The organism is Synechococcus sp. CBW1002 (assembly GCF_015840915.1).
GTDB lineage: Bacteria > Cyanobacteriota > Cyanobacteriia > PCC-6307 > Cyanobiaceae > CBW1002.
On record NZ_CP060398.1, the window covers coordinates 406,043 to 430,505 of the forward strand.

Sequence of the window (24,463 nt, forward strand, 5' to 3'; positions counted from 1 at the left end):
CTTATTCCCATGCTATTTTCAGTTTGTGATCAGCTTGAAAGTGCTGCGCCTGGCCTGAACTTCCAATCAGCAGGGCAAGTTATTGGCACGATAGGTGAGCTGCTAGTATGCGATTAACTTGGGTTGACGATTGCCCCCCCAAACACCGAAAAGTTTGACGTCTTCACCAGTGATGGTCAACCAGTTCAAGTGAAGACGACAGTAAGGGGGCAATACGTCCCGCTCTGGCACGGCGAAGGTCGCCTTGTGGTCGCACCATTGAAGAAAGATGGAAGCATAGAAGTCGATTACAATGGCTCGGGCGCCTTGGCTTGGGCAAATGCTGGCAAGCAGCAACGGAAGGGGTTCTGCCCTATATCTCTGTCGAAGCTCAGGAAGATCCAAGCAGAAGTCGTGATCTAAGCGGAGTCTGGCCCCCAGCCACCGGCTCATTCATCCTGGCTCTCGCGTCAACTGCTTTGGTATCAACTGCACCAGTTCCAAAGCAGTCACCTAGTGTGCCGTCCCGGAGATTTGCGAGCAAAGTCGCTGGAGCTTCTCCAGGATTGAATCTGCTGTCGCCGTCCAGTTGAACGGGGCCTTGGTCTTGTTGTAGGCCGCCACGAACTGCTCGATCTTGGCGATCAGCTCCTTGACGCTGGAGAAGCTGCCGCGCCGGATCGCCCGCTGGGTGATGATCCCGAACCAGCGCTCCACCTGGTTCAGCCAGGAGGCGTAGGTGGGTGTGTAGTGCACGTGGAAGCGGGGCCGTTGTGCCAGCCAGGCCCTCACCTTGGCGTGCTTATGCGTGCAGTAGTTGTCCACGATCAGGTGGACATCAAGGTCCTCGGGGACGGACGTCTCGATCTGCCGCAGGAAGCCCAGGAACTCCTGATGCCGGTGCCGGGGCTTGCACTGGCTGATCACCTCACCGGTGGCCACGTCCAAGGCGGCGAACAGGGTGGTGGTGCCGTGGCGGATGTAGTCATGGGTGACGCCCTCGACGTAACCGAGGCCCATGGGCAGCAGCGGCTGCGTCCTGTCCAGAGCCTGGATCTGCGTCTTCTCGTCAACGCAGAGCACCATCGCCTTGTCAGGTGGATTCAGATAGAGGCCGACGATGTCTCTGACCTTCTCGACAAAGAAAGGATCCGTCGACAACTTGAACGTCTTCTGGCGGTGCGGCTGGACGGAGAAGGTCTGCAGCCAGCGGTGAACGGTGGTTTTGGAGATACCTGTGGCAGCCGCGAGTGAGCGCGCGGACCACTGGGTACTGCCGTCGGTGGGTTTGGTCTGCAGGGCCCGGTTGATCACCTCAGCCACCTTGTCGTCTTCATAGGTGCGGGGCCGGCCGGGCCGCAGCTCGTCATGGAGCCCTTCCAGTCCAAGGTCCCGGTACCGCTTGCGCCATTTGCCAACGGTCATCCCCGTCAGTCCCATTCGTCTGGCGATCGCCGTATTGGTTTCGCCTGCTCCGCAGGCCAGGACGATCCGGGCTCGCTGCACGATCGAATGCGGCAGCGACCGGGAATTCGCAAGGGCCCGCAACTCCTGAGCTTCGTCCTCGCTGAGGACCAGCGGAGGCATCGGACGACCAAGCGCCACAGGGCACCTCGGGTGACACCCCTGATTTTAGCTGTTATTTCTAGGACGGGACACTAGGCAAGACGGCGAGATATTCTTTTTGACAAGTGGCCCAGTGCGCAAGTAAATTGGAAAAGCAATATAAACGACAGAATTTGCAGTTAGTAGTCCCACCGCAAAGGCCCAGGCTGGATATTGTTATTCCTTCAAGAAGCCAACCCGATCAGGCCGCATTCTTGAAGGAATCAATAGCCTCGATTGAGCGCCAATCCCTCCTTGGCTCTATTCATGCGCGGGCGATAATTTGCTGTGATCCCGATTATGATCCAAGTAATATCCCCCAGTCTTCTTGTCTGGCCATTGAGGTTGTTGAATCCGAACAGCCCCTCCAGGCAGCTGCACTCAACGCTGGACTAGTCGCAGTAGATGCCCACTTCGTAGCCTTCCTGGAAGACGATGATGCCTGGCACCCTCGGTTTCTGGAAACCGCTCTTGCAGCCCATCAGAAATTGCTCGATTCCGGCACTACCAGTAGCTTGATTTCCTCAAATCAGCTGGAGGTTGATTCCAATGGGGTGATTGAGCGTGTTAACGATTTCGCAACGCCCTCAGGCTGGTTTATGAGCATCGCCACCTTGCGGAATGTAGGGCTGTTTGACCCAAGGTATCGATTACACCTTGATAATGACTGGCTCGGTCGTGCCGCCGCGCATAAAGTTCCGCGCATTCACCTAGTCGAAGCCTTGGCCCCCATGAAAGTCAATCACCTCTCCCAGGTGCGGCCCTGGCTGTTCAAAGTACTCAAAAACTCCAATGGCACCTGCCGCCTGGCCCGGCATAGCCTGCTCATCCCCTTGGTGAGGAGGCTGGTACACCCAGATTCCGGCATGGCACGCATTAGCCGCGACCCCCAACTTGCCCAGGAATCCGCAGCAGAATGCCAACGCCTTGTGCAAACGTATGGACGAATTCCCTGGTAGCGGAGGATTCCCTGGTAGCGGAGGATTCCCTGGTAGCGGAGGAATTCCTAATGGATTAATATATAAGGGCACCTCGAAAAATTGCCTCCACCAAGACGGAGCCCTCAAGCCTGGCCTGACGTGGCAATGAGTCTCAATTGCCGGATCCCGCAGATCCCGAATTTTTCGAGGTGCCCATGAGAAGTCTTGAGGCAATGCCATTTCTGAGGCAGCATTGAGAAGCCAAAAGTTCTCTGTATGTAGGGCCTCCTGAGAAAGTAAGAACCAGCCCCAGGTCAGCAAAGTGGGGAGGCCCCGCCCTAACACTGAGTGTTGCTCAGGCTGCAGCCGGTTGATTGCTCAGGAGCCGCTCCTCGCCTCTTCGGATGGATTCAGTGCCGATCAGTAGCTGAAACAAGAAGGCAAAAAGGACCAAAAGAAGCCCCAGCAGCTTCTCGAGGTTCATCACCAGTACAGCCAATGCAATGGCTGATCCTTGGGTGGTAGCGAGCTTCTCACGAATCAAACCCAATCCAAATCGCCGCTTCCCCTGTCCGATTTTGCCTTCTACCGCGTTACGTTGCCGTTGATCATCAAGAAACTGTCTCTTCTCTTCTGCCACAAGCTCAGGATCGCTCTTGGGCCGACCAAGGCGAGGTCCACTCAGGCGAATCCCATGACGCTGACAGAAAGCGCGGTTCGCTCGAGTCCGATAGATCTGATCGGCACAGATCACTTCTGGATAATGACCATGACGACGGCGATAGGCTCTTGCTTGAGCCTTTAGATCTTCTCCTTCGTTGTAGGGGTCGTAGCTCAGGCGATCTAGGTAAGTGAATCCATCACCCGTAACTGAAATAGAGATCTTGGCTCCGAATTCGACATTACATCTGGCTTTGCCACGAACTATGGGCCTGATGTGAGCTTGGAAGAGGCTCACGATCCGATTGGAGATGCTTCTGCTGTCTGAGTGGTAGAGAATCTTCTGCTGGCGAACCAGCTCGCTGACCACCAAGAGTTTGTGATACCAGTGTCTTCCTGCGGCCAAAAGGCAGGCACCGCAAACGATCAGGGCATCAATACTGCCAAGATTCCGTTGAAGATGGCCGAGCTGCTGCTTGATCGCTCTTCGAATCTTGCTGATGCGAGGGCGCTTCTTCTTTGCCCCTGCCAAAAACTGCTGACGGGCTTTCTTTCGATGCGTACGTGGCTTCTGGCCAAACGCCTCTCTGATCGGCGGATGCATCGCATCAATCAGTTTTTCTGTAACTTCTCTGGCTTCATTGAGCAGAGATAAATCAGTCGGATAGCGGATGTCAACCGGTGCGCATGTGGCGTCAATCAAGAGTGTGCCTTGGTTGGCCGATGGCATAGACGTGTGATCATTGCTGCCATGCCCCGTGGAAGAACCGCCACCTTTGTCTGCACCTTGATCATCGTCGGCATCTGCGGCCTGGATCACATTCAGCCCATGGCGCACGATCCGTTCGTTGCAGTCGTTGATCACTGACTCCGGCAGGCGCTTCCGGAAATAGACCATCATCGATGGATCGAACGGTGCTGAGAACTGGAACGCTTCTAATCCAATGAAGAATTGCAGGTACGGATTTTCCTTGAGTTGCTCAACCAGCTCCTCGTCTGTGATCGCCATGCGAGCTTTGATGATGAGGGCACCCAATGCCATTCGAAATGGCTTGGCAGGTGCCCCAAAGCCTTTGCAGAACTGCGACGCGCGGCGCCTATCAGCAAAGATGTCCGCTCAGGGTACTGATCTGAGTACCTCAGAAAGCCTACTCCGGATGGAGGATCATGGGCTTCGAGATCGGATGTTGATCGTCATCGCGCGTTGATCAGGAGCGCAGGCTTGAGCGGCCGGCCCCCGGTCGGAGGCTGAGGCCGGCCCGCCTCTTGCGGGCGGTCCAACCACAACCCCCTGGGGCCTGGGTTTCTGATCTTCAAGCAGCGACAGTGTCCTGCGGTCTGGGATGGTTGACCCGCACGACTGTTGGCTGAGCCCAATCGCGAGGTGGCCTGGCCCAGCGGCGTGGATGTTGCGCACGCGCCTGCTCATAGGTCTGCTGACGGACTCTGCAGATCGCGTCAGCTTCTCCGTAGTGACGTTGATTGGGCGTCACATACTTGATGCCGCTGTGACGATGCTCAGCGTTGTACCAGTCAACAAAACCATCGACCCAGGCACGCACTGAGAGAAGATCCCGGAAACGACGCACTGGATAGCTCTGGTGATATTTCATGGTTCGGAACCATGACTCAACGTAGGCGTTGTCATTGCTCACCCGCGGCCGCGAGAATGACAGGGAGATGCCGAGCTCGGCCAGCTTGGCGGCCAAGGTGTAGGAGCGCATGGGTGCTCCGTTATCGGCGTGCAGGATCGTGGTCGACCCCGAGCTGATCCCTTCATCACGGCAGACACGATCAAAGAAGTGCTTGGCCAGTTCGCCGCATTCACGATCGTGCACCTCAACGCCAAGGATGCGCCGGCTCCACACATCCATCACCATATAAAGGTAGTAGAACTGACCCTTCGCAGGCCCCGGCAACAGGGTGATATCCCAGGCCAGCACTTGATGGATGCCCGTTGCCTCCAGCACGGGTGGCTCTCTTGGCTCCCGCGGTGGGCGGCTCCTGCCGCGATGATTTAACAGGCCTTCCTGGCGCATGATGCGGTAAATCGTTGACTCCGATCCCACGTAGACTCCCTCCTCGGCAAGGATCGCCACGATCTGACCAGGCGTGAGATCGGCAAAGCGTGGATCGTTGACAGTGGACAACACCTGTTGGCGCTCCTCCTCGCTGAAACGATGCATGACATGCCTGGACGCTCCCTTGCGTTGATCGCAGCTGAATCCCTGGGTCCGAATCATCAAGCCCCATCGCCTCAGCGTGCGTGTCGCCAGGCCGAAAAGATCAGCAATGGCCTTGGCCGAAAGGCCACGACTGATGCCTTCCTGTAGAAGCGCGACGATCGCACCGCGATCGCCAGACGGAATCAAGGATCCTCGTCCGGTTGAAAGATCTGGTTGAACTTTTTTGAGAGCATCAACAACGTCGCCGCTTCTGTCAGTGCTTTTTCTTTCTTCTGCAATTCACGCTCCAGCTGGCGATTCCGCCGGACCAGTTCCTGATTCTTGCGTTGCAGTTCCCGCTGATCAGCCATGCTCGGCGCGCTGGGGCCATTGGCATCCTCGGCGGCCTGGCGCCAACGGGCAACCTGCTTGGGGTACAGCCCCCGCTCCCTGCAGAACGACCCGAGCTCGCTTCCGTTCAGTCCTGCGGCCTGGATCACGGCTGCCAGCTTGTCGGCAGCGCTCCACTGCTCCGGCGGCCGGTTCGTGGCAGGCACCAGCTGGCCCTGCTTCTGCCACTGGCTCCGCCAGTTGTAGATGGTCTGCGCCGTGATCCCGGTGTCGCGGGCGATCTCAGCCACGCTCTCAAGGTTCGGAGGGCTCATCCGCAGGCGGACGGCTTGCCGCAGAGCGGCGTCATAGGGCGGTTGCATAGTCGTCGGTTGGGCCCCCAGGTGGACGGGTCAAACCGAGCGGACTTCTTCCTAAGAAACACCAACGGCCAACAGGGATCTCGGCTGACTGACCACACCTCAAGCAGAGGCAACAAGTTGAAAACCAAGGGCAATGGCGCGTCGCTGGAGACCACGAATCTGACGATCCCTTGATTCCTCCTGATATGCGGCAGCACCGGGATCCTGATATACCAAACCATCACGGAGCGTCTTGTAGTAAAGAATGGCAAGCTTTCGGGCAGTAGCAATTAATGCTTTACTCTTTCCGGCACGTGCTGCCAGACGACGTTGAAAAGCACCCAGTGCAGTATTCGTTCTTCCCAGCGGTACGGCAGCCATCCAAAAGGCACTACCTGCTCGCGTAGTGCCCTGTCGTGTTCGTGAAGAAAGTACCTTTCCCCCTGAGATCCTGTTCTGAGGACTGAGTCCCAGCCATGACACAAAATGCTGGGCACTGGGCCAGCGCTTCATGTCCAACCCACACTCACTAATGAGCGTGAGAACTGTTGTTGGTCCTAATCCCGGAAGCCTTAGAAGATTGTGGCCTGACAAGGCTTGAATTAGGTGGGTTGGGTTAAATGCAAAGCCATGTCCGCATATCTTCCAATCCCCAGGTTGACTGCCTGGATCTTGATAGTCCGAGCCGGCAAGCTCTGTCATCAATGATTGTGCCGCAAGCTCGCAGGCCCTGATCTTCTCTGAATAGGTGTCAAAGAGCTCAACTGCGATCTTCAAAGAGAACAAGTGATCGTCTTGGTAGTTCCCCTCAAGAGCAGCCGCAATTGTTGCCGCGCTCTCCTTGCAGCGTCTGTCTCGGAGAGAAGCGAGTCTTTCGGGGTCCCTCTCACCTGAAAGTATGGCATCGATGATTCGCCTACCGGTTAGTCCGCTGATATCTCTGACAACATGATGAAGCTGAAGATTCATAAGCATCAGCGCCTTCTGGATGTGTTGCTGATGAGACGAGCGGTATCGAACAAGTTGATCACGCTGCCGCAGATATGAGCGTAGTTCTGTGATTTTTTGGTCTGGACGAAAGCTTGCTCTCACCAGGCCGTAGCTGTGGAGCTGCTGAAGCCATTGTGCATCGTTGATATCCGTCTTGCGGCCCGGAACATTCTTGGCGTGCCTGGCATTAACAAGAAAGACGTCAATGCCTTTGCCAGAGAGAATCTCGTAAAGCGGAACCCAGTAGATTCCAGTGGACTCCATGGCAATGGTGCTAATTCCAACTGCCAGCAGCCATTCGGCGAGTGCGATTAGATCCTTTGTGAAGCTTGAAAACTTGCGGACGGGATTCGGATCAAGCTCGACAGGAACAGCAACAACGTGGAATCTACTGCCGACATCAATTCCAGCGGAACGAGGGTTAATGACTTTCAGACGAGCTCGGCGCTTGCCTGCTGAAATTGGTTCTCCCATGGCTTAAGGACTCACTAGGTGATCGGGAGGGCATCAGGCAGGATTCGCGCACTAAAATCAGCAAATTCCTAATCGGGATCGGCCGACTAACTCATTGGTCAGTCGAGCCGTCGCCAGGGCAGGGAGCGCAATTCGAATCCCAGGCCACGTTTGCTTTCGGGGTCAGGCCTCCAAAGATGTCATCGGCCATGGCCCGATGTCCTCATGACCAGAGTGGCAAGGGCGCTCTGGCTTGGCCGTGGGTGTTTCGGGCGCGAGGGCGTACGCGCGTACTGGTTCGTTTGCTGACACTGGGGGCAGAATCCATTCAGCCGCAGCACATTCCTTGCATGCTCATCGTGGCCAGGCTCTCACACTGTTCTACGTGCGGTAGAGGTGAACCTGGAGATTCCCCATGGTTCACCGGATTGACCCGTTCTAAAATCTTGCTCTTGCGCCGCATTTAAGAGCCTGCTGAAAAAGCCCAGAGGCCGTCATGCCTTGGGCCTGTCCTTTTGGCGCAGCGCCCGTGAACACTGGGCTCGAAGTCAGGCGTTCCTGGGCTGAATGTGCCTTGACGGGGATTTTCAGCAAACTCTTAATCACCAAAGCTCCATTCACCCCCAAACACAAATCTAAGACAGCGCATTAAATAAGAATTGCAACAAAATTGCTGCGTTGATCCAATTGCAGCAATAAAATCACATAAATATTTGAGGGCACCTCGAAAAATTAGCTGTTTCCCAGTGTTCTGCAGGCATGCAAAAAGCCGCCAATGGCGGCAGGCAGCAGAATTTTGTATCGGCGACTGAGCTTTTTACTGCGCTATCGGATACTCCTTCGAGGATTCATGCCACCACTGGTGCATGGCTGATGCGCTGAAGATAGCGAAGGAAGTTGAAGGCCAGATTCTTGAGCCCCCACCATGCCTCGTTCCTTGCCAGCCCAATCTTTCGCGTCAGCTTCCCACCCATTGACATTGTCATGCAGCCGAAGACATGCTCCACACAAGCTCTAATGGCTGACTTGACGCGATTAAGGTCCTTGGCGGCGGCGCTGAGCGGGTGATTGCGAGCGCCCTTATCGTGGATCAAGCTTTCGAAGCGCCCCAAGCTCAGCAGATCTTCAAAGCACTCACCTGAATAAGCTGAGTCTGCCCAGACATAATCATGTTCATTCTCCGGATCCAGCAGCCGTGGAAGCATCTGACTGTCATGAATATTGGCAGGTGTAATAGCATATCGGCGGATAAAGCCATGGTCGACGTCAATGCAGATGCTGTTCTTGTAACCGAAGTAGTTGATGCCGTTCTTTTTAACCCAGCGAGCGTCTAGATCCTTCTGCCGCAGGCGATCTGGGTTTTCTTCCCAGCCTTCCGGCAGCCTACCAGCTTTGATTTCCTTGTTCTCGTCACGGGTGTTGCGCTGTTTGGGAACAGGTACGAGAGTCGCATCAATAATCTGACCACCACGGGCTTGGAGTCCCTGTGAGCGGAGGTATGCCTCGAACATCTCGAAGAGCTCCCCAATCACTCCTGCTTTGCGCAGCCTCTCCCTGAACAAGGCGACTGTGGTTGCGTCAGGAATGTTGTTCATCACACCCAGTCCCACAAACTCCTCAAAGGAACGCCTGTCATTCACCTGGAACTCAAGCTCGTCATCGCTGAGGTTAAATAGCTGCTGGAGAACAAGCATCTTGAAAAGGATCAGCGGATCAATCCGCTTACGCCCTGCATTGCTCTTGCGATCCTGCGCGTATCCTTGGTCAAGTATCGGCTGGAATTTATCCCATGGGATCGAATCAGACAGCCGCTTGAGAACCGGCTTCTTCTCCTGGAGCTTTGCGACCCTTTGCTGTTCGTCCCAAAAACCTCTTTGGCCCACCGCTGGCATACAGTCTGACTTCCTGATTCTATCGCTATTTCATCGTAATCAACCAGCTTGCTGATTTTTCGAGGTGCCCTTGAATCTATTATTAAATGTTGATTGCCACACGATTTGCATTCGTAGCAATTGTAGCGAGTGGAATTCTGGCCATCCCCGCCTTAGGAGAAGTCAAAACATTCAAATCACCATTAACACCTAAAGCTCCCTATTCTGGAGCAACACGAGCGGGAAATTTGATTTTTGTAGGAGGCATAATAGGACTTGAGTCCAATGGCAAAAAATTGGTTCCCGGCGGAATCACCGCAGAAGCCAAGGCGGCCTTCAATCACGTCATCACGATGGTCAAACGTGCCGGCGGTAAGCGCTCTGACATCGCAAAGTGCACTGTGCTCCTGTCAGATATTGATTACTTTCCTGATATGAACGAGGTCTTTACAAGCTACTTCCCAGCGTCACCACCAACACGCTCGACCATCGTGGTGCCTGCAATCCCAATGAATGCAGCCATAGAAGTCGAATGCACTGCAATTCTTTAAAATAAAACCACAATTTTCCAGTCAAACGAATTACGCACCCCTTCAGATTACGAATGAATCGCCGGGAATTCTTTGCCTTAAGTTCGATCACCATCGCAGGTACATTGCTGCAAGCTAGGCCATCCATTTCTGGCGAGCCCAATCCTAAGAAGAGAGTCGACGACAAAACTATTCACAGCTTACGCATTTATCCAGCCATCGGACTGGCCAGGGTGGGCGGTAGCACGAAGTCATTTCTATCCCCAGAAATACCTGGCATCCCGCCTTTTGACAATGACAACTACAAAGAAGGAGACTCTTTAATCAAAAAACAAGTACAACGTTTCAGAATTTACGCCTTTAACAAAGAAGACCAAGTCATCAAAGAGATCACAGCAGAAGATGCAGAAATAGAATGGTCAGTTCACCTTGCCAACACGAAGGCAAGCTGGTACGAATTCTACAACCCTCTTGACAATGGGACCTTGGCCCCAGGAATACCTGGCGGCAAAAGGAATCCAAAGATCAAAGGAAATAAAGAAAGAGAAGAACAACTAATCGTCGATGGTGGCGAAATCTCAATCAATGGGACCAACACCAATCGAAAGGGCGACAATTCAAAATATCAAGCCCAAGGCAAATTCCAAGGCAGAACAAATGTACGGCTCGGAGATCTAAGGACAGACGAAAAAGGCCGCTTGCTTGTCTACCCAGGAGATGGCAAGTCCGTCAGCCCATCAGGCAAAAAAATCACAAGTTTTGCAGATAATGCTGACTGGATTGATGACTGGTGTGATGGTCCTGTGAAAGCAACTGTTCGCTTGAAAAACAGCAGCCGCACAATCAAAGCGGATTCAGCTGAGGTGGGTGCCTTTTATTGGACAGTTCCGGCCCCTGACATCGTTAACCCAGGACGGGTGGAACATGGTTCGGCCTCAGTGTAGACCGCGTGGGGAGTTTTGCCTCCAAGGGAACTGTGAGGTCTTACATGGCAATACCGCCACAGGAAGCGGGCCAGGCTGATTTCAGCGTCCCAGCCATCGCTGTATGCCCGTAGGTAGACCTCCTCGTACTTGACAGTCCTCCACAGCCGTTCAACAAGGATGTTGTCGTAGCACCGCTTTCTGCCGGACCAGCTGATCTGGATCCGCTCCCCTTTGAGTCTGGCCACAAAGTCAGCGGACGTGAACTGACAGCCTTGATCGGAGTGGAAGATCTCTGGCCTACGGCCGCCTCCCAAGGCCATCTCCAGGGCCTCCAGACAGAACTTCGTGTCAAGGCTGTTGGAGAGCCTCCAGCTGAGCACATGCCTGGAATGGAGATCCATGATCGCCACCAGATAGAGGAACCCTTTCTGCAGAGGGATGTAGGTGATGTCGGTCGCCCAGACCTGATCCACCGACGTGACCTGCGTGAGGTCCACCAGGCAGGGGAACCGCACGGACGGATCACCTGGAACCGTCGTCCGGGGCTTCTGGTAGATCGCCCGTAATCCCATGCGCCGCATGAGGTTTCGCACTCGATCTCGGCTGATCGGGATACCATCTTGGGCCAGATAGTCCACCATCCGGCGGCTGCCGCTGCAGGGATCCTCCAGGTAGAGAGCATCGATCCTGGCCATGATCCGCAGCGTCGATACACGGACCGGTGTCGGCCGGTAGTACAGCGTGGATCGAGGCAGCCCCAGCAGCGCACACTGCCTGCTGATGCTGAGCTCGGGGTGGTCGTGATCGACCAGCTTGCGCAGTTCACGGGCATCAGAGCAGTTGAGACTTTTTTTTGAGCCACTCCAGCTCCATCTGCAGCCGTCCGATCTGCTGGAACAGCTCCGCCTCCTTGGCCTGCCCCTCCTCCTTGTCCTTGGTCTTCTTGCCTCGGGTGAAGAGCTCGCTGGCACCGTCCAGGAGCTGCCGCTTCCACTGGCTCACCTGGATCGGGTGGATGGCGTGGTCGGCGGCGATCTCCTGGATCGTCTTGCGGCCACTGATCGCCTCCATGGCGACCCTGGCCTTGAACTCGGGGCTGTGGGTGCGGCGCTTGCTCATCGGTGGGAGCCCCTTTCAGGGGCGGTACCCCGCCTCAGAGGTTAACGATGGGGCCTGTCCAGAAAAGCCAGACCACCTCAAGCCTGGATTGCCTGCACTGGTCCTAATTTCGCTCCAGAAATCCCCCCTCTTGTTACGTTGAAAGATGTCATCGAAAATCTGAATGTTCAGAAAGGCTGGGAAAGCGAGCCTCAGATCGTTTCATTTAGAAAAGATATTTATCCCATTTTAAGACGATTGGATTTAATGAAGTGGGTTGCACAAGCTGCTCTTTTACGCTCTGGATGGGCAGATCTTGGACCTTTATCAGATTCTGCCTACCTACAAAAACTAGCCAGCAGGAGTAGCAAATTTAAAAACTTACGTCAATCAATCTTTTTAAAAATCCGCAAACCAGTCAACTCAAGTCAAAACATTACTCAACAAAGTTCGGGTGGCAACTCAAAGCAGGTGCCTTGGATGCTTGGAGATGGAGTTAACTATAAGGATAGCTCTCTTTTCATGTTGCCCATCACGAACCTGCAGGCTCAGAAGCTGAAGCAGTGGGCTGATGGAAATTTCCTCGAAGACTACCTCGACGAAGAAGACGAACCAATCACATCTTTTAACGACATTCCACTTGATCAACAGCCTCAAGCGCTCACAGATGCAGTTCTTGAGTCCTGCTCAGGAGGAGGCTTTCACCGGCCGCGTCCCTTGGCGTGGTGTAAATCCCGAGGCCCGATTGCCCTGGACTGAGGGAGAACAGGGGTGAATGACGGGCTGTCATTCTCGAGGCGCATGTGCACCTCGTTATTTCACGATGAATCCAGACGATTGACTTGTCAAGTCTTTCGTCTGGATTGCCGATCGGTTGTGGGCTACACCTGCAATCTTGGTCGTGACGTCTGCGGTGCCGGCCCCCGGGCGGTGATCGCCGCCGCTGCGCCCTGTGGGGGCGCTACGGCGCGATCTCCTGGGGCCTGAGGCTCAGGCCGCTGCTTCTTGCAAGGAAGGCTGCGTGGGCAGCTCCGCCAGTGAGGGGATGGCGGCCATGCTCTCGGCGGAGAACATGCGCCGGCCCTCCAGCTGCCAGTGCTCGTCCTGCTCCAGCAGCACAGCCCCCACCAAGCGGGTGATCGAGGCGTCATTCGGGAAGATGCCAACCACCCGAGTGCGGCGTTTGATCTCCTCATTGAGGCGCTCGAGCAGGTTGGTGCTCCAAGTCTTTTTCCAGTGTTGAGGCGGGAAGTGACGGAAGGCGAGCACGTCTTCCCGGGCGTGCAGCATGAGCTCAGCAGCCTTGGGGAAGCGATCCACCAGTGAGCTGGCCAGATCGTCCCAGCGGGCCTCGATTTCGTCCGTTTTCTCCTGGGCGAACACCGAGCGCAAGGCAGCGGTGACCATGCCTTGGTGGGCCTTGGGCACCCGTTGGAGCAGGTTTCTGGCGAAATGGACCCTGCAGCGCTGCCAGCAGCTGCCCTGCAGCATCCGCCGGATCGCCTTGGTGAGGCCCACGTGCGCGTCGCTGATCACGAGCTTGACCCCAGTGAGGCCGCGCTCCTTGAGCGAGCCAATGAACTCGCTCCAGAAGCTCTCGGTTTCGCTGTCGCCCACCTTGATGCCGAGCAGCTCGCGGCGACCATCGGCATTGACGCCCATGGCCACCACCACAGCCCTGGAGCAGACCTGCATCGCCTTGCCGAGACGCCCGTGGAGATAGGTGGCATCGAGGTACAGGTAGGCGTAGCCGGTGGCCTCAAGGGGGCGGTTCAGGAAGGCCTGCACCTGGATGTCGATGTCAGCGCAGATGCGGCTCACCTGAGATTTGGAGATGCCGCTCTGGACTCCCAGGGCGGCCACCAGGGCGTCGACCTTGCGCGTTGAGATGCCGCCGACATAGGCCTCCATCACCACGCCGTAGAGGGCCTGGTCCACACGGCGGCGCGGCTCCAGGATCGAGGGCAGGTGGCTGCCGGAGCGCAGTTTGGGGATGCGGAGATCGATGTCCCCCACCTGGGTGGCCAGGGTGCGCGGCCGGTAGCCGTTGCGGTAGCCGAGCCGCTCCTCGCTGCGCTCATGGCGCTCTGCGCCGAGCACGGCAGCGACCTCCAGCTCGATCAGCTGCTGCAGGCCGTGGCGCACCAGCTCGGGGATCAGCTCACCGGCGCTGCTGCCATCCAGTAGCGGCGCCAGCTCAATTGCGGCACGATTGGACGTGGGCATGGTTCGTCTGGTTGAGGTAGTGCTCAAACCAGGGTCACGGGCCTGCCCACCCCTTGCAACGCTGGCCGCTGAGCGGAACGTCTGAGGTGCGCGCTCAACCCCGGCTACGCCGGGGTTGAGGTCCCCAGGGATTTACACCAACACAGGGGACGCAAGCCTTTCACCCAGGCGTTGAATTAACTTATAACTTAAGACACGCAACACTATATCAAAAGCATTTCGACTCAAAAAAAGAACCCTACCGCATTGCAATTGGCAATCGGTCCTCACTCATTCAGGATCTCGGACCTGAACTCACACCCGAGATCCTGCTCACTACAAATTTGTCGGCGTCTCCCATCGGGAAACAAATGCCGGGAGACCTGACCAGGTGGATGGGTATTCCCTGGCAATGCGATGCATTTAGCTGCCAATCAGTTGACTTTGAAGAAGATTTTCCAACTGCAACTTGGTGGCCGGCTCTTTTACCCATTGATGTCTTACCCGAAGAGTTTTACCTGAGAGCCATTAACACCAATCTGAGCCAAGACGAACGCGTTATGTTCGCCAATCAACGTGTTCGCTGGTCCAGACGCATTGATGGTGTTGGCTACCACGCCAACCAAAGCTATTGGGATGGCTTGGAAAACATTATTACGCTGTGGCAGCGATTGGGATTTGTGGTCAGAAAGCCACCAGCGGCCAACAGTCACTCTAATCAGCTGAATCCAGTGCTAACAAAAGATTTTTTCGTTGAAGTTGGGCGTGGAACAATTGATATGATGTCACCTCACGACAGACGAAATCAAGAGAAATCCTGAGATCTTGACATGCACTGAGCCAAGCATTGTCGTCGCAGGCAGTGGCTTAAGTGGTATAAGCGCAGTTTTGAGTCTCAATCAATGTGGTCATCATGTCAGGTGGATTTCACCTGCGATCAAAGAATTCGACGGCCTCTGGCCTGAAAGCGTACAACTTTCCGGCCTCCTCTCTCTCGACAAACTGGTCGAAATCGAGCCAATTTTAAAGAAGTGCGCCATTCCAGTGTCATCGCATTACTCCTGCTGGGGGTCCACTCACCTCACACAACGGCCTGTCAGCTTCAACGGAGCCCATCAAAAGAATCTGGTCCTGATTGACAAGCAAACACTGATCTATCAGCTCCAGCTGGCCACGAATACGGAAAAGATCATCAGACAATCGAGCAAAATCAGAACAATCACACAAGACAGTGAGGTGGTCTGGCTTTTCTGGACAGGCCCCATCGTTAACCTCTGAGGCGGGGTACCGCCCCTGAAAGGGGCTCCCACCGATGAGCAAGCGCCGCACCCACAGCCCCGAGTTCAAGGCCAGGGTCGCCATGGAGGCGATCAGTGGCCGCAAGACGATCCAGGAGATCGCCGCCGACCACGCCATCCACCCGATCCAGGTGAGCCAGTGGAAGCGGCAGCTCCTGGACGGTGCCAGCGAGCTCTTCACCCGAGGCAAGAAGACCAAGGACAAGGAGGAGGGGCAGGCCAAGGAGGCGGAGCTGTTCCAGCAGATCGGACGGCTGCAGATGGAGCTGGAGTGGCTCAAAAAAAAGTCTCAACTGCTCTGATGCCCGTGAACTGCGCAAGCTGGTCGATCACGACCACCCCGAGCTCAGCATCAGCAGGCAGTGTGCGCTGCTGGGGCTGCCTCGATCCACGCTGTACTACCGGCCGACACCGGTCCGTGTATCGACGCTGCGGATCATGGCCAGGATCGATGCTCTCTACCTGGAGGATCCCTGCAGCGGCAGCCGCCGGATGGTGGACTATCTGGCCCAAGATGGTATCCCGATCAGCCGAGATCGAGTGCGAAACCTCATGCGGCGCATGGGATTACGGGCGATCTACCAGAAGCCCCGGACGACGGTTCCAGGTGATCCGTCCGTGCGGTTCCCCTGCCTGGTGGACCTCACGCAGGTCACGTCGGTGGATCAGGTCTGGGCGACCGACATCACCTACATCCCTCTGCAGAAAGGGTTCCTCTATCTGGTGGCGATCATGGATCTCCATTCCAGGCATGTGCTCAGCTGGAGGCTCTCCAACAGCCTTGACACGAAGTTCTGTCTGGAGGCCCTGGAGATGGCCTTGGGAGGCGGCCGTAGGCCAGAGATCTTCCACTCCGATCAAGGCTGTCAGTTCACGTCCGCTGACTTTGTGGCCAGACTCAAAGGGGAGCGGATCCAGATCAGCTGGTCCGGCAGAAAGCGGTGCTACGACAACATCCTTGTTGAACGGCTGTGGAGGACTGTCAAGTACGAGGAGGTCTACCTACGGGCATACAGCGATGGCTGGGACGCTGAAATCAGCCTGGCCCGCTTCCTGTGGCGGTATTGCCATGTAAGACCTCACAGTTCCCTTGGAGGCAAAACTCCCCACGCGGTCTACACTGAGGCCGAACCATGTTCCACCCGTCCTGGGTTAACGATGTCAGGGGCCGGAACTGTCCAATAAAAGGCACCCACCTCACAGAGGGGAATTCACTGGGAAGACCAGAGAAGGAAAAACCTTCAAAAGTCGATTTATAATTGATGCAACAGGCGCTAACTCGGCACTTCGCCATACAAAGGCTTCAAGCAGGTCAATTGATCACTTTCACGTTCTATACTGGCAACTGAGCAATGCTGAAAACTCAAGAATTCATTCGACTTTTCTTGAGGCCGCGCCAACAGGATGGTGGTATGCAGCACCACGTATGCATGGCGGGCTCTCACTCTTCTTTGCAACAGACCTGAATCAATCAACAGATCACGACGTAAAAACGACCCACTACATCGCAGAAAAACTTAACGAAACAACTCATTTAAAACACTGGATCAAAGATCTCAACCTCCACCATTTCTCTGCACCAATCATTCGCCATTACAGCGTTCAGTACCAGCAACAAACCACACAAGTCTCCAATCAGACCAGTGGGCTCGCATTCCTTCTCGCTGGTGATGCAGCAATCAGTCTTGATCCTCTCTCATCCCACGGATCGACCAATGCTATTTGGAGTGGGCTGCAAGTTGCCGAGTGTGTTGATCACTTGCACCACCAGTGGTCAACCGATCGATGCATTGCCTACCGCAAAGCAATTGAGCGATCGATGATTCACCACCTAACCGGTCGGCGAAAAATTTACGAGCAGGAAACCAGATTCAGCGACCATCCTTTTTGGACTGCCCGCCGTGAACATTGCCATCTGCACGGCCTTTCCAGCAAGGGTAGCGCCCCTTTGAGTGGTGTAACTCAGGTGGTCCTGTGACCCTTTCCGGAGGGTGAACAGGAGCAGTCAGAAGATGACTGTCCGGGGCTGATTGATCAGCTCCGTTCATCCACTATGAACCCTGATCGCTGAATGTGCAACTCAGCGATCGTGGAGTTCTGTAGGGACTCCTGAAAAATCCAGATCCATTGCGCCGCAGCTGGTCTCAAGCATGAGAATCCGCTAAAGTAGCCGTGAATCAGGCAATCCGTGATTGCCTTTACTCCTGATCGCTCCATATGTACCGGAGGCACAATAACGGTCAGATCTCAATCAAGGAGTTCCACCTGCCATTTGGCGGCACACTTGATCCCGAGAATCGCTGGGTTCAACTGGAGGGGCTGATCCCATGGGATGAGCTGGAAGAAACCTATGCCCCTCAATTCAGCGCCACAATTGGCGCTCCAGCCAAATCAGTGAGAATGGCCTTTGGTGCTCTCTACATCAAACAGAAGTTAGGGCTCACCGACGAAGAGACAGTCCATCAGATCAGAGAGAACGCCTATATTCAGTTCTTTCTTGGCTTTGCGGGCTACACATCCAAGGCACCGTTTGATGCCTCGATGATGGTGCACTTTCGCAAGCGTTTTTCTGACGAGGATCTGCGCCGTATCAACGAGCTGGTGGTGCAGCGCGGCAAAGAGATCCTTCTGGAAGCACTTGCTCAGGCAGCAGACGATGACGACCATGATGATCGTGATTCCAGTGGAGGAGGCGCTCAGCTAGAACTTGATGCGTTGATCAAGCCTGCTGACTGGCCAGAAGGAAAGAATTGGGGCACTCTCACGATTGATGCCAGTTGCACTCCAGCCGACATCACCTATCCCAGAGACCTCAAGCTCCTCAACGAGGCTCGCACAACGACCGAGCGAGTCATTGATGATCTGTGCAGTCAGTCATCGGGATTCAGGAGACATCGACCTCGCTACGACCGTGGCCTTGCTCGTGCTCATTTCCTGAGAGTGGCGAAGCAAAAACGACCACGTCGCCGCAAAGTGAAGGCTGCCATTAAACATCAGCTTGGCTATGTGCGGCAGAATCTCAAGGCCATTGATGCTCTGATCGGCTGCGGGGCAAGGCTTTCCGAGCTTAAGAGGCATTGGTGGCAGAAGTTGTTGGCCTGCAGCGAGTTGGAGCGGCAACAGGGCCTTCTGCTCGCCTCTCAGACCAACAGCATTCCAGACCGCCTGGTGAATCTTGTGCAGACCCATATCCGCCCAATGGTGCGAGGCAAAGCACGTGCTGCGGTGGAGTTTGGAGCCAAAATCAGTGTTTCGGTTCAAAACGGCTTTCCGTTCTTGCACCGCATAAGCTGGAACCCCTACAACGAAGGAGAAGACCTTATCGCTCAGGCGGAAAAATACAAGCTGGATACAGGATCTTACCCAGAGCGAATCTGCGCCGACCGGATTTATATCACGGCCAAGAATAGGCATTTCTGCACGAGGAACGGTATTCGCCTCTCCGGCAAGCGATTGGGTCGCCCGCCCAAGGATCCTGATGTCACCACTGCACACAAGCACCAGCTCCGATCTGATCAAGCTCGACGCAATGAAGTGGAAGGCGTCTTTGGCTCTGGAAAGCGCAAGTATTCCCTGGATCTGATCATGGCTCGTCTACCAGCTGGTGCCGAATCCTCCATCTCGATGGCCTTTGTCGTGATGTGCGCGGAAAAGGTCTTGAGGCTGCTGCGCCTCTTTTTTGTCCTTCTTTTTGGGTGGATCTACAGCTTTTTTATGGCCTGGTCAGCGATCAGAGCGCCTGAGGGCATCTGCAAGCCAGGCTTTTGAGATCTGGCTGACTTGATGTCACCGCGCTTGCCAGCCTGATTAACGCGAAGCAAACGGACGAATCCGGCGCCGATGGGCCGAGAATCTTTTTCAGGAGTCCCTCTGTATGGATTAAGCAAGATGCTGATGTGATTCAGTTGACGGCTGCAGCCGGCATGTCTGCCGCATCACCATCGGTGAGCTCCAGCGGCTCTTCTGGCTCTGGAATCTTGGCCATGGTGGCCTCCGAGAAGAAGCGTCGGCGCTCCAGCTGCCATTCCTCTTGCTGCTCCAGTAGTTGAGCACCAACCAACCGCACGATCGCGGCGTCATTGGGGAAGATGCCGACCACGTTGGTGCGGCGTTTGATCTCCTTGTTGAGGCGCTCGAGCGGGTTGGTGCTCCAGATCTTGCGCCAGTGCTCCTGGGGGAAGTGCAGGAAGGCCAGCACGTCGTCCCGGGCGGCTTCCATCACGGGCACGGCGCCGGGGAAGGCCGCGTCCCTTGGCGTGGTGTAAATCCCGAGGCCCGATTGCCCTGGACTGAGGGAGAACAGGGGTGAATGACGGGCTGTCATTCTCGAGGCGCATGTGCACCTCATTATTTCACGATGAATCCAGACGATTGACTTGTCAAGTCTTTCGTCTGGATTGCCGATCGGTTGTGGGCTACACCTGCAATCTTGGTCGTGACGTCTGCGGTGCCGGCCCCCGGGCGGTGATCGAGACCGCTGCGCCCTCCGGGGGCGCCACGACCACGATCTCCTGGGGCCTGGGTGTGGGCGCTTATCCCAGGCTGTCCTGCAGGACGGGCAGATTCTTCAGCTCCGGGATGGCGGCCATGCTCTCGGCGGAGAACATGCGGCGGCCCTCCAGCTGCCAGTGCTCGTTTTGCTCCAGCAGCACTGCCCCCACCAGGCGGGTGATGGCGTCGTCGTTGGGAAAGATGCCAACGAAACGAGTACGGCGTTTGATTTCCTCCTTCACCCGCCCCAGCAGGTTGGGGTTGCGCCAGTGGTGCTGGGGGAAGTGGCGGAACGCCAGCACGTCCTCCCGGGCCCCATTCATGAGCTCATCGGCCTTGGGGAAGCGCTCCGCCAGCGAGGCGGCCAGATCATCCCAGCGGCTGAGGATCTCGCCAGCGCTCTCCTGGGCAAACACGGAGCTCAGGGCAGCGGTGCCCCTGGCTGACGGACACATCTCAGCTGAGACGCTCATGCGACAGGTAGTGGCTGCACGTGCTGAGGTCTTAGCCGTGGCGGCAACTCGGTGCGGGTGAACCATGGCTGTTCCCGGCGCTTCTGAACGCCACGGCTGGGAATGCAGGGCCCCAGATCCCACTTGGGGATGGGCATCCAGGCCATCAATCTCGCTTTGGCCTCAGCGACGAACGCCTGCAACGTCGCCAGCCCGATGCGCACAAAGCTCATGCCGCGTTGCCAGTGGGGATCCCAGGGCCTATTAGAAGTCTGTCCCAATAGGTCTGGCGGTGGCGCCCCGCCTACGGTGACCTGCGCGGGACCCGCTCTTGACCCTTGGCCTCTGAGCCCGCCGCCAACCCTGCTGCAGCAGGCGATCTGATCAGCTTTCTCCTGGTGCTGCCGGACTGCCGGATGCGCCGCGGCATCCGCTTCCCCCAGTGGTGGATGCTGCTGGTGGCCATCCTGGCGATCCTCAGCGGCCAGGGATCGCTGGTGGGCATGGAGCGTTTTGCAAAGCGCCACCGGCAGACGCTCAACGAGCTGTTGGGCACTGACTTCGGCAAGTCGCCGTCTGACTCCACCTTTCGGCTGCTGCTGGCCCAGCTGGATGTGGCGGGCTTTGAAACCCTCCTGCGTGACTGGATGGCGGCCCAGCCGGGCGTGGCCGAGGGGCTCGACACCCTGGTCTGTGATGGCAAGACGCTGCGGGGCTCCATCGCTGAAAACACCTCTGGCGCAGCGAAGTTCATTGCCCAGGTGAGCCTGTACTCCCAGACGCTGGGCGTGGCGATCGCCCAGACCACCTACGCCACCGATACCGGTGGCGAAATCCAGGCGCTGCGCCAGCTGCTGGAGGCGGTGGAGCTTGAGGGTGTGCTGGTGCAGGCCGACGCGCTACAGGCGAACCGCCCTTTTTCCTCTATCTCGCCCAGCGCGGCGCCGACTTCCTGATCGCCGTCAAACACAGCCGCCGCAAGGGGTTTCGGCTGATCAGAGACCGGCTCACCTATGGCCGGCGAATCCCGTGGCGCACCAGCAGACGGGAAGTGAAACGGGGCCGTGACATCACCTGGACCCTGCGGGCGATGCCCGCACCGGAGTGGGTGGTGGAGCAGTGGCCGGGCAGCGCCACGATCATCGCCGTGCGCAGCCACGGCATCCGTGATGGCAAGCCGACGGATGAGACCCGTTACTACGTCTCGAGTCTGCGAACCGGAGCCAAGGCCCTGTTGCGGCACGTCAGAGACCGGTGGTCGATTGAGAACAGCTGGCACTGGGTGCGCGATGTGGCGCTACGGGAAGACGGCCACCGCTACCGGGAGGACAACGGCGTCCAGATCCTGGCCACCCTCCGCAGCCTGGCGATCAATGCCCTGCGGCTCGATGGGATCTGGTCGATCACCGAGGCCATCGCTGCCCTCGCGCACGACATCAAGGGTCTGCTGAGGCTGCTGGGGTGACAGGAAGCCGCGAAGAAACAGCCATCAGGATGACTTCTAATAGGTCCTGGGGGCAGGGGCGGGTCAGTCCCCGAGAGCCGCTGCGGTGCAGGGAGTTGCTGGCGGCGGGGACGCTGAGTGAGCGCTGAGCGGCGGCAAGCTGCCGGAAGGGCGGCGGTCTCGGCGCGGCGGCAGCACCCCTCGCACCCCGGCTGCGCCGCAGGCCCAGGTGCCCCCCCCGTGCCACACCTCAAAATCAGAGGTGTGGCACTGAAAACCGTTGCGCTGCAGTGGATCTCGGATGGGGCCACACCTGCCACACCTTTTTGACCACTTTTTTGCTTCCCCGTTCTCCGTCCCCTCTGCCCCCCCTGCTACCCCTCTTTCCCTCTATCAATTTCATTTTTACCTTAAAAAGGTGTGGCAGGTGTGGCACGAGGCTGAGACCGACTGCACTGCAAGGGTTTTTGCTGCCACACCTCTGTTTAAGGTGTGGCAGCCCAGAAGCATCAAAATCCCCGAGACCGATTGCGCCGCAATGGTTTTGCCCGTGCCACACCTCTGGAGGGTTGGTGTGGCACGAGGTGCGGCACGGAGAGGCGGGCACCCCACCTGGGCCTGCGGCGCAGCCGGATGCGGAGGGTGCGCCCTCGCCGCGCAACAAAAATGGCCCGCCCCTGCGACCCCCCTCCTCTTCGCCTTCGCCGCCTCAGACGGCTTCGACCTGCTGCCAGAGCACTTTCCTTGTCTGCCCTATCTGGACCCGCTTCTTCTCGTACCCTCTCGCCCTCAGCAGCGCCGCCATCGCCATCTCGTCGGGCTTGTGCAGCGTCTTCGTATCCCGCACCCCTGAGCCCAGCAGCGCATCGGTGGTGGTGAACCCCTCCTTGCCGGGTTTGCCTGCGGGGCTCTCACTCAGCAAGAGACCCGGCGCGTTCTCCCCTCGGATCCATTTATCAAGCAGCGGACCCCAGGGGTCCTCCTGCTGATAGTCCTGGCTCCGCCGGTTGCTCTCACACTGATCCTCCTGGGCCAGGTAGGGCCGCGCTCCCGCTTGATAGGCGAGAACCGCCCCCTTCCAGATGGCATCGCGATCCCGCTTGACCGCTTCTACATCGATCAGCTGGCCTTTATCGAAGAGCTGCGGGCATTCGATGACCAGATAGCGACGCTCTCCGGTGTTGTCGTTGAGGAAGGAATCCCCGTTCACGGTTGAGACGAAGATGCTTCGCCGTTCTCTGGTCTCATTCCCTTTCCCATAAGGCACCCGCAGGGTGTCCGAAGCTGTAGTAATCAGGTTTTTCAGCCTGCCAGTGTCCCGCCGGCCCGTGACGCTCTCCAGCTCTGCCAGCTCGTAGATCCACTTTGAGTGGATCGTCAGCACTAGGTCTTTCTCCCCTTCTGGAACGCTGGAGGTGTACCACGGCGCTGACGCCAGCGCCTTCCAGAACGTGCTCTTACGAATGCCCTGCTCGCCCTTGAGCACTACAACCGTGTCGAACTGGCAGCCGGGGTCCAGCCGCCTCGCCACAGCGCCCAGCACGGCGACTTTGAGCATTCGGTCGTAGAGCGGCTCGCTCGTCCCGAGGTAGGTCGATGCCAGCAGGTCAATATCGGCGGCCTCAACCTCCTGGGTCTGCAGGTCCAGGAGGTAGTCAGCGATCGGATCGTACCGATGCTCTTTTGCCTCGGTGAGAAGGACTTTAATGGCTACCGACTCGGAGACGAAGACATCCTGTTTCGACAATGTTATATCTAGACCATCTACTTGATCCACTGAGAGGATTCCCCCCTTGTATTCAACCAGGTTCGTCAGATCGTTGTAGCGAAGCTCCTCGCCGAGCTTGTTTGCAACCAGCCGGGTGAACGTCACCTTGTTATAGCCATTCGGCTCCACCAAATCTCCATCCGCAGTCGTACCCCATTGCTCCTGTCCTATGTCCCAGAGCAGTGCTGCCCGTCCGCCCTCGCCTTCCGCGGGCTCCGGCGGGGGGCTGCCTGGGGTCAGCTCTGTTCTCGGGTCGGTGCCTCCGGCGGCTGCGCCACTGCCGGGGGCCTTCTTCTTCTTCTTCTTCTGGCCCTTCGGCTTATCCCCCAGCACCCCCTTGGTCTCATAGCCGAGGCTCTTCCGGAACGCTGCTACATCCCGCCCCGGCATCACATCGTCATGCAGACCGTCGTACTGGCCCTGCAGTCGCTCGCGATCGAAATCACCGCCGATCCGCTCGCTGTTGTCAGCGAAGCGTTCCAGCAGCTCCTCCACCTGGACCTGCAGATCCAGACCCAGCTCGGAGAGGATGTTCACCGCGCCCCGCAGGTTGAAGGTGACAGCGATGCCGTCTTCATTGCGGCTACCGCTGGGGCTGCCTTTCTCGATCAGCTCGCGGGTCGTCTTCGGCACGAAGCTCAGAAGCTGCTCGGCTGTAAGGCTCAAGCCTGCGGCAGCTGCTACCTCTTCGGCGGTCCATCGCTGCTCAGACCACTCCCGCTCCAGCGCACTACCACTACGGGCGGCGAGGGTGCGGTCACGGCCGCTGGCCCCCTTCTGGGTCTGCTCCAGCAGCTCAAGGATCAGCCCCCACCATTCGTCGTTCGGCTCAGAGTTTGTTGCCAATAGAGCAGCGAGCCCCTGGTCACGACGAATCCCGGTGAGGTGAGCTCTGAGGTCTACCTCTCCCGCTGAG

23 protein-coding genes and 3 pseudogenes are annotated in these 24,463 nt (G+C 57.0%); 13 read left to right on the plus strand and 13 right to left on the minus strand.

The window, feature by feature from the left end; genetic code table 11:
- Window positions 1-492: 492 nt before the first annotated feature.
- Window positions 493-1,566 carry an IS630 family transposase gene (locus tag H8F24_RS01890; RefSeq protein WP_370594781.1) on the minus strand — a complete coding sequence of 358 codons (1,074 nt, stop codon included), beginning with the start codon at window positions 1,564-1,566 and terminating at the stop codon, window positions 493-495.
- A gap of 125 nt (window positions 1,567-1,691) precedes the next feature.
- Between H8F24_RS01890 and H8F24_RS01895 the strand changes: the two genes are divergently transcribed.
- Window positions 1,692-2,543, plus strand: coding sequence for a glycosyltransferase family 2 protein (locus H8F24_RS01895; protein ID WP_197170708.1), 852 nt, complete (start codon window positions 1,692-1,694; stop codon window positions 2,541-2,543).
- A gap of 399 nt (window positions 2,544-2,942) precedes the next feature.
- Here H8F24_RS01895 and H8F24_RS01900 read toward each other — a convergent pair.
- The 5 genes and pseudogenes from H8F24_RS01900 to H8F24_RS01920 form a co-directional block, all read right to left on the minus strand.
- Window positions 2,943-4,254 (minus strand): annotated as a pseudogene (locus tag H8F24_RS01900) (IS5 family transposase); the annotation flags it as partial.
- Window positions 4,255-4,477: 223 nt separating this feature from the next.
- Complete coding sequence (locus tag H8F24_RS01905) at window positions 4,478-5,536, minus strand: IS3 family transposase (RefSeq protein ID WP_197169602.1); 1,059 nt, start codon at window positions 5,534-5,536, stop codon at window positions 4,478-4,480.
- Entirely contained in the window at window positions 5,533-6,042 is a 510-nt protein-coding gene (locus tag H8F24_RS01910; protein WP_197169601.1) for a transposase, read from the minus strand. Before H8F24_RS01910 ends, H8F24_RS01905 begins: the two co-directional genes overlap by 4 nt.
- Before the next feature lie 99 nt (window positions 6,043-6,141).
- A complete protein-coding gene (locus tag H8F24_RS01915) occupies window positions 6,142-7,485 on the minus strand; it encodes an IS110 family transposase (protein WP_231597702.1) in 1,344 nt (447 codons plus the stop codon).
- 827 nt (window positions 7,486-8,312) lie between these two features.
- Window positions 8,313-9,356: an IS5 family transposase gene (locus H8F24_RS01920; RefSeq protein ID WP_231597813.1), complete on the minus strand. Its 1,044-nt coding sequence runs from the start codon at window positions 9,354-9,356 to the stop codon at window positions 8,313-8,315.
- Between the two features lie 86 nt (window positions 9,357-9,442).
- On the opposite strand from H8F24_RS01920, the gene H8F24_RS01925 reads away from it, so the two are divergent.
- Window positions 9,443-9,886: a RidA family protein gene (locus H8F24_RS01925; RefSeq protein ID WP_197170710.1), complete on the plus strand. Its 444-nt coding sequence runs from the start codon at window positions 9,443-9,445 to the stop codon at window positions 9,884-9,886.
- A gap of 53 nt (window positions 9,887-9,939) precedes the next feature.
- Window positions 9,940-10,809: a LodA/GoxA family CTQ-dependent oxidase gene (locus tag H8F24_RS01930; protein ID WP_197170717.1), complete on the plus strand. Its 870-nt coding sequence runs from the start codon at window positions 9,940-9,942 to the stop codon at window positions 10,807-10,809.
- Here the strand turns inward: H8F24_RS01930 and H8F24_RS01935 are convergent.
- Window positions 10,740-11,612, minus strand: a complete 873-nt coding sequence (locus tag H8F24_RS01935; protein ID WP_231598222.1) for an IS3 family transposase — start codon at window positions 11,610-11,612, stop codon at window positions 10,740-10,742. The genes H8F24_RS01930 and H8F24_RS01935 overlap by 70 nt on opposite strands.
- Before the next feature lie 10 nt (window positions 11,613-11,622).
- On the minus strand, window positions 11,623-11,910 hold the full coding sequence (locus H8F24_RS19000) for a transposase (protein WP_231597691.1): 288 nt from the start codon (window positions 11,908-11,910) through the stop codon (window positions 11,623-11,625).
- Between the two features lie 138 nt (window positions 11,911-12,048).
- Here H8F24_RS19000 and H8F24_RS01940 point away from each other — a divergent pair, with 138 nt between their 5' ends.
- Window positions 12,049-12,648, plus strand: coding sequence for a LodA/GoxA family CTQ-dependent oxidase (locus H8F24_RS01940; RefSeq protein ID WP_197170719.1), 600 nt, complete (start codon window positions 12,049-12,051; stop codon window positions 12,646-12,648).
- 231 nt (window positions 12,649-12,879) lie between these two features.
- Here H8F24_RS01940 and H8F24_RS01945 read toward each other — a convergent pair whose 3' ends face one another.
- On the minus strand, window positions 12,880-14,115 hold the full coding sequence (locus H8F24_RS01945; RefSeq protein ID WP_197154771.1) for an IS256 family transposase: 1,236 nt from the start codon (window positions 14,113-14,115) through the stop codon (window positions 12,880-12,882).
- A 212-nt stretch (window positions 14,116-14,327) separates the two neighbouring features.
- Between H8F24_RS01945 and H8F24_RS20055 the strand changes: the two are divergent.
- The 7 genes and pseudogenes from H8F24_RS20055 to H8F24_RS01970 form a co-directional block, all read left to right on the plus strand.
- Window positions 14,328-14,474: pseudogene (locus H8F24_RS20055) on the plus strand (hypothetical protein); the annotation flags it as partial.
- Between the two features lie 15 nt (window positions 14,475-14,489).
- Window positions 14,490-14,915 carry a hypothetical protein gene (locus tag H8F24_RS01950; protein ID WP_231598029.1) on the plus strand — a complete coding sequence of 142 codons (426 nt, stop codon included), beginning with the start codon at window positions 14,490-14,492 and terminating at the stop codon, window positions 14,913-14,915.
- Between the two features lie 4 nt (window positions 14,916-14,919).
- Entirely contained in the window at window positions 14,920-15,372 is a 453-nt protein-coding gene (locus H8F24_RS01955; protein WP_197170721.1) for a hypothetical protein, read from the plus strand.
- Window positions 15,373-15,406: 34 nt separating this feature from the next.
- Window positions 15,407-15,694 carry a transposase gene (locus H8F24_RS19005; protein WP_231597691.1) on the plus strand — a complete coding sequence of 96 codons (288 nt, stop codon included), beginning with the start codon at window positions 15,407-15,409 and terminating at the stop codon, window positions 15,692-15,694.
- Between the two features lie 49 nt (window positions 15,695-15,743).
- The gene (locus H8F24_RS01960; protein ID WP_231598221.1) at window positions 15,744-16,577 is read left to right on the plus strand and encodes an IS3 family transposase; all 834 of its coding nucleotides are present in this window, start codon (window positions 15,744-15,746) and stop codon (window positions 16,575-16,577) included.
- A gap of 241 nt (window positions 16,578-16,818) precedes the next feature.
- Entirely contained in the window at window positions 16,819-17,370 is a 552-nt protein-coding gene (locus tag H8F24_RS01965) for an NAD(P)/FAD-dependent oxidoreductase (protein ID WP_197170723.1), read from the plus strand.
- Between the two features lie 239 nt (window positions 17,371-17,609).
- Window positions 17,610-19,160 carry an IS5 family transposase gene (locus H8F24_RS01970; RefSeq protein ID WP_197170724.1) on the plus strand — a complete coding sequence of 517 codons (1,551 nt, stop codon included), beginning with the start codon at window positions 17,610-17,612 and terminating at the stop codon, window positions 19,158-19,160.
- Window positions 19,161-19,293: 133 nt separating this feature from the next.
- Here the strand turns inward: H8F24_RS01970 and H8F24_RS01975 are convergent.
- The 3 genes and pseudogenes from H8F24_RS01975 to H8F24_RS01985 all read right to left on the minus strand — a co-directional run.
- Window positions 19,294-19,605: pseudogene (locus H8F24_RS01975) on the minus strand (transposase); the annotation flags it as partial.
- A gap of 319 nt (window positions 19,606-19,924) precedes the next feature.
- Entirely contained in the window at window positions 19,925-20,338 is a 414-nt protein-coding gene (locus H8F24_RS01980; protein ID WP_231598030.1) for a transposase, read from the minus strand.
- A 14-nt stretch (window positions 20,339-20,352) separates the two neighbouring features.
- Window positions 20,353-20,616 carry a hypothetical protein gene (locus H8F24_RS01985; protein WP_197170726.1) on the minus strand — a complete coding sequence of 88 codons (264 nt, stop codon included), beginning with the start codon at window positions 20,614-20,616 and terminating at the stop codon, window positions 20,353-20,355.
- Window positions 20,617-20,673: 57 nt separating this feature from the next.
- On the opposite strand from H8F24_RS01985, the gene H8F24_RS19840 reads away from it, so the two are divergent.
- Window positions 20,674-21,291 (plus strand): ISAs1 family transposase, encoded by a 618-nt coding sequence (locus tag H8F24_RS19840; protein ID WP_197158602.1) that lies wholly within the window; start codon window positions 20,674-20,676, stop codon window positions 21,289-21,291.
- Window positions 21,291-21,800, plus strand: coding sequence for an ISAs1 family transposase (locus tag H8F24_RS19845; protein ID WP_255518229.1), 510 nt, complete (start codon window positions 21,291-21,293; stop codon window positions 21,798-21,800). Before H8F24_RS19840 ends, H8F24_RS19845 begins: the two co-directional genes overlap by 1 nt.
- Before the next feature lie 688 nt (window positions 21,801-22,488).
- On the opposite strand, the gene H8F24_RS02000 is transcribed toward H8F24_RS19845, so the two are convergent.
- A complete protein-coding gene (locus H8F24_RS02000; RefSeq protein ID WP_197170728.1) occupies window positions 22,489-24,393 on the minus strand; it encodes a VapE domain-containing protein in 1,905 nt (634 codons plus the stop codon).
- Between the last annotated feature and the right edge of the window lie 70 nt (window positions 24,394-24,463).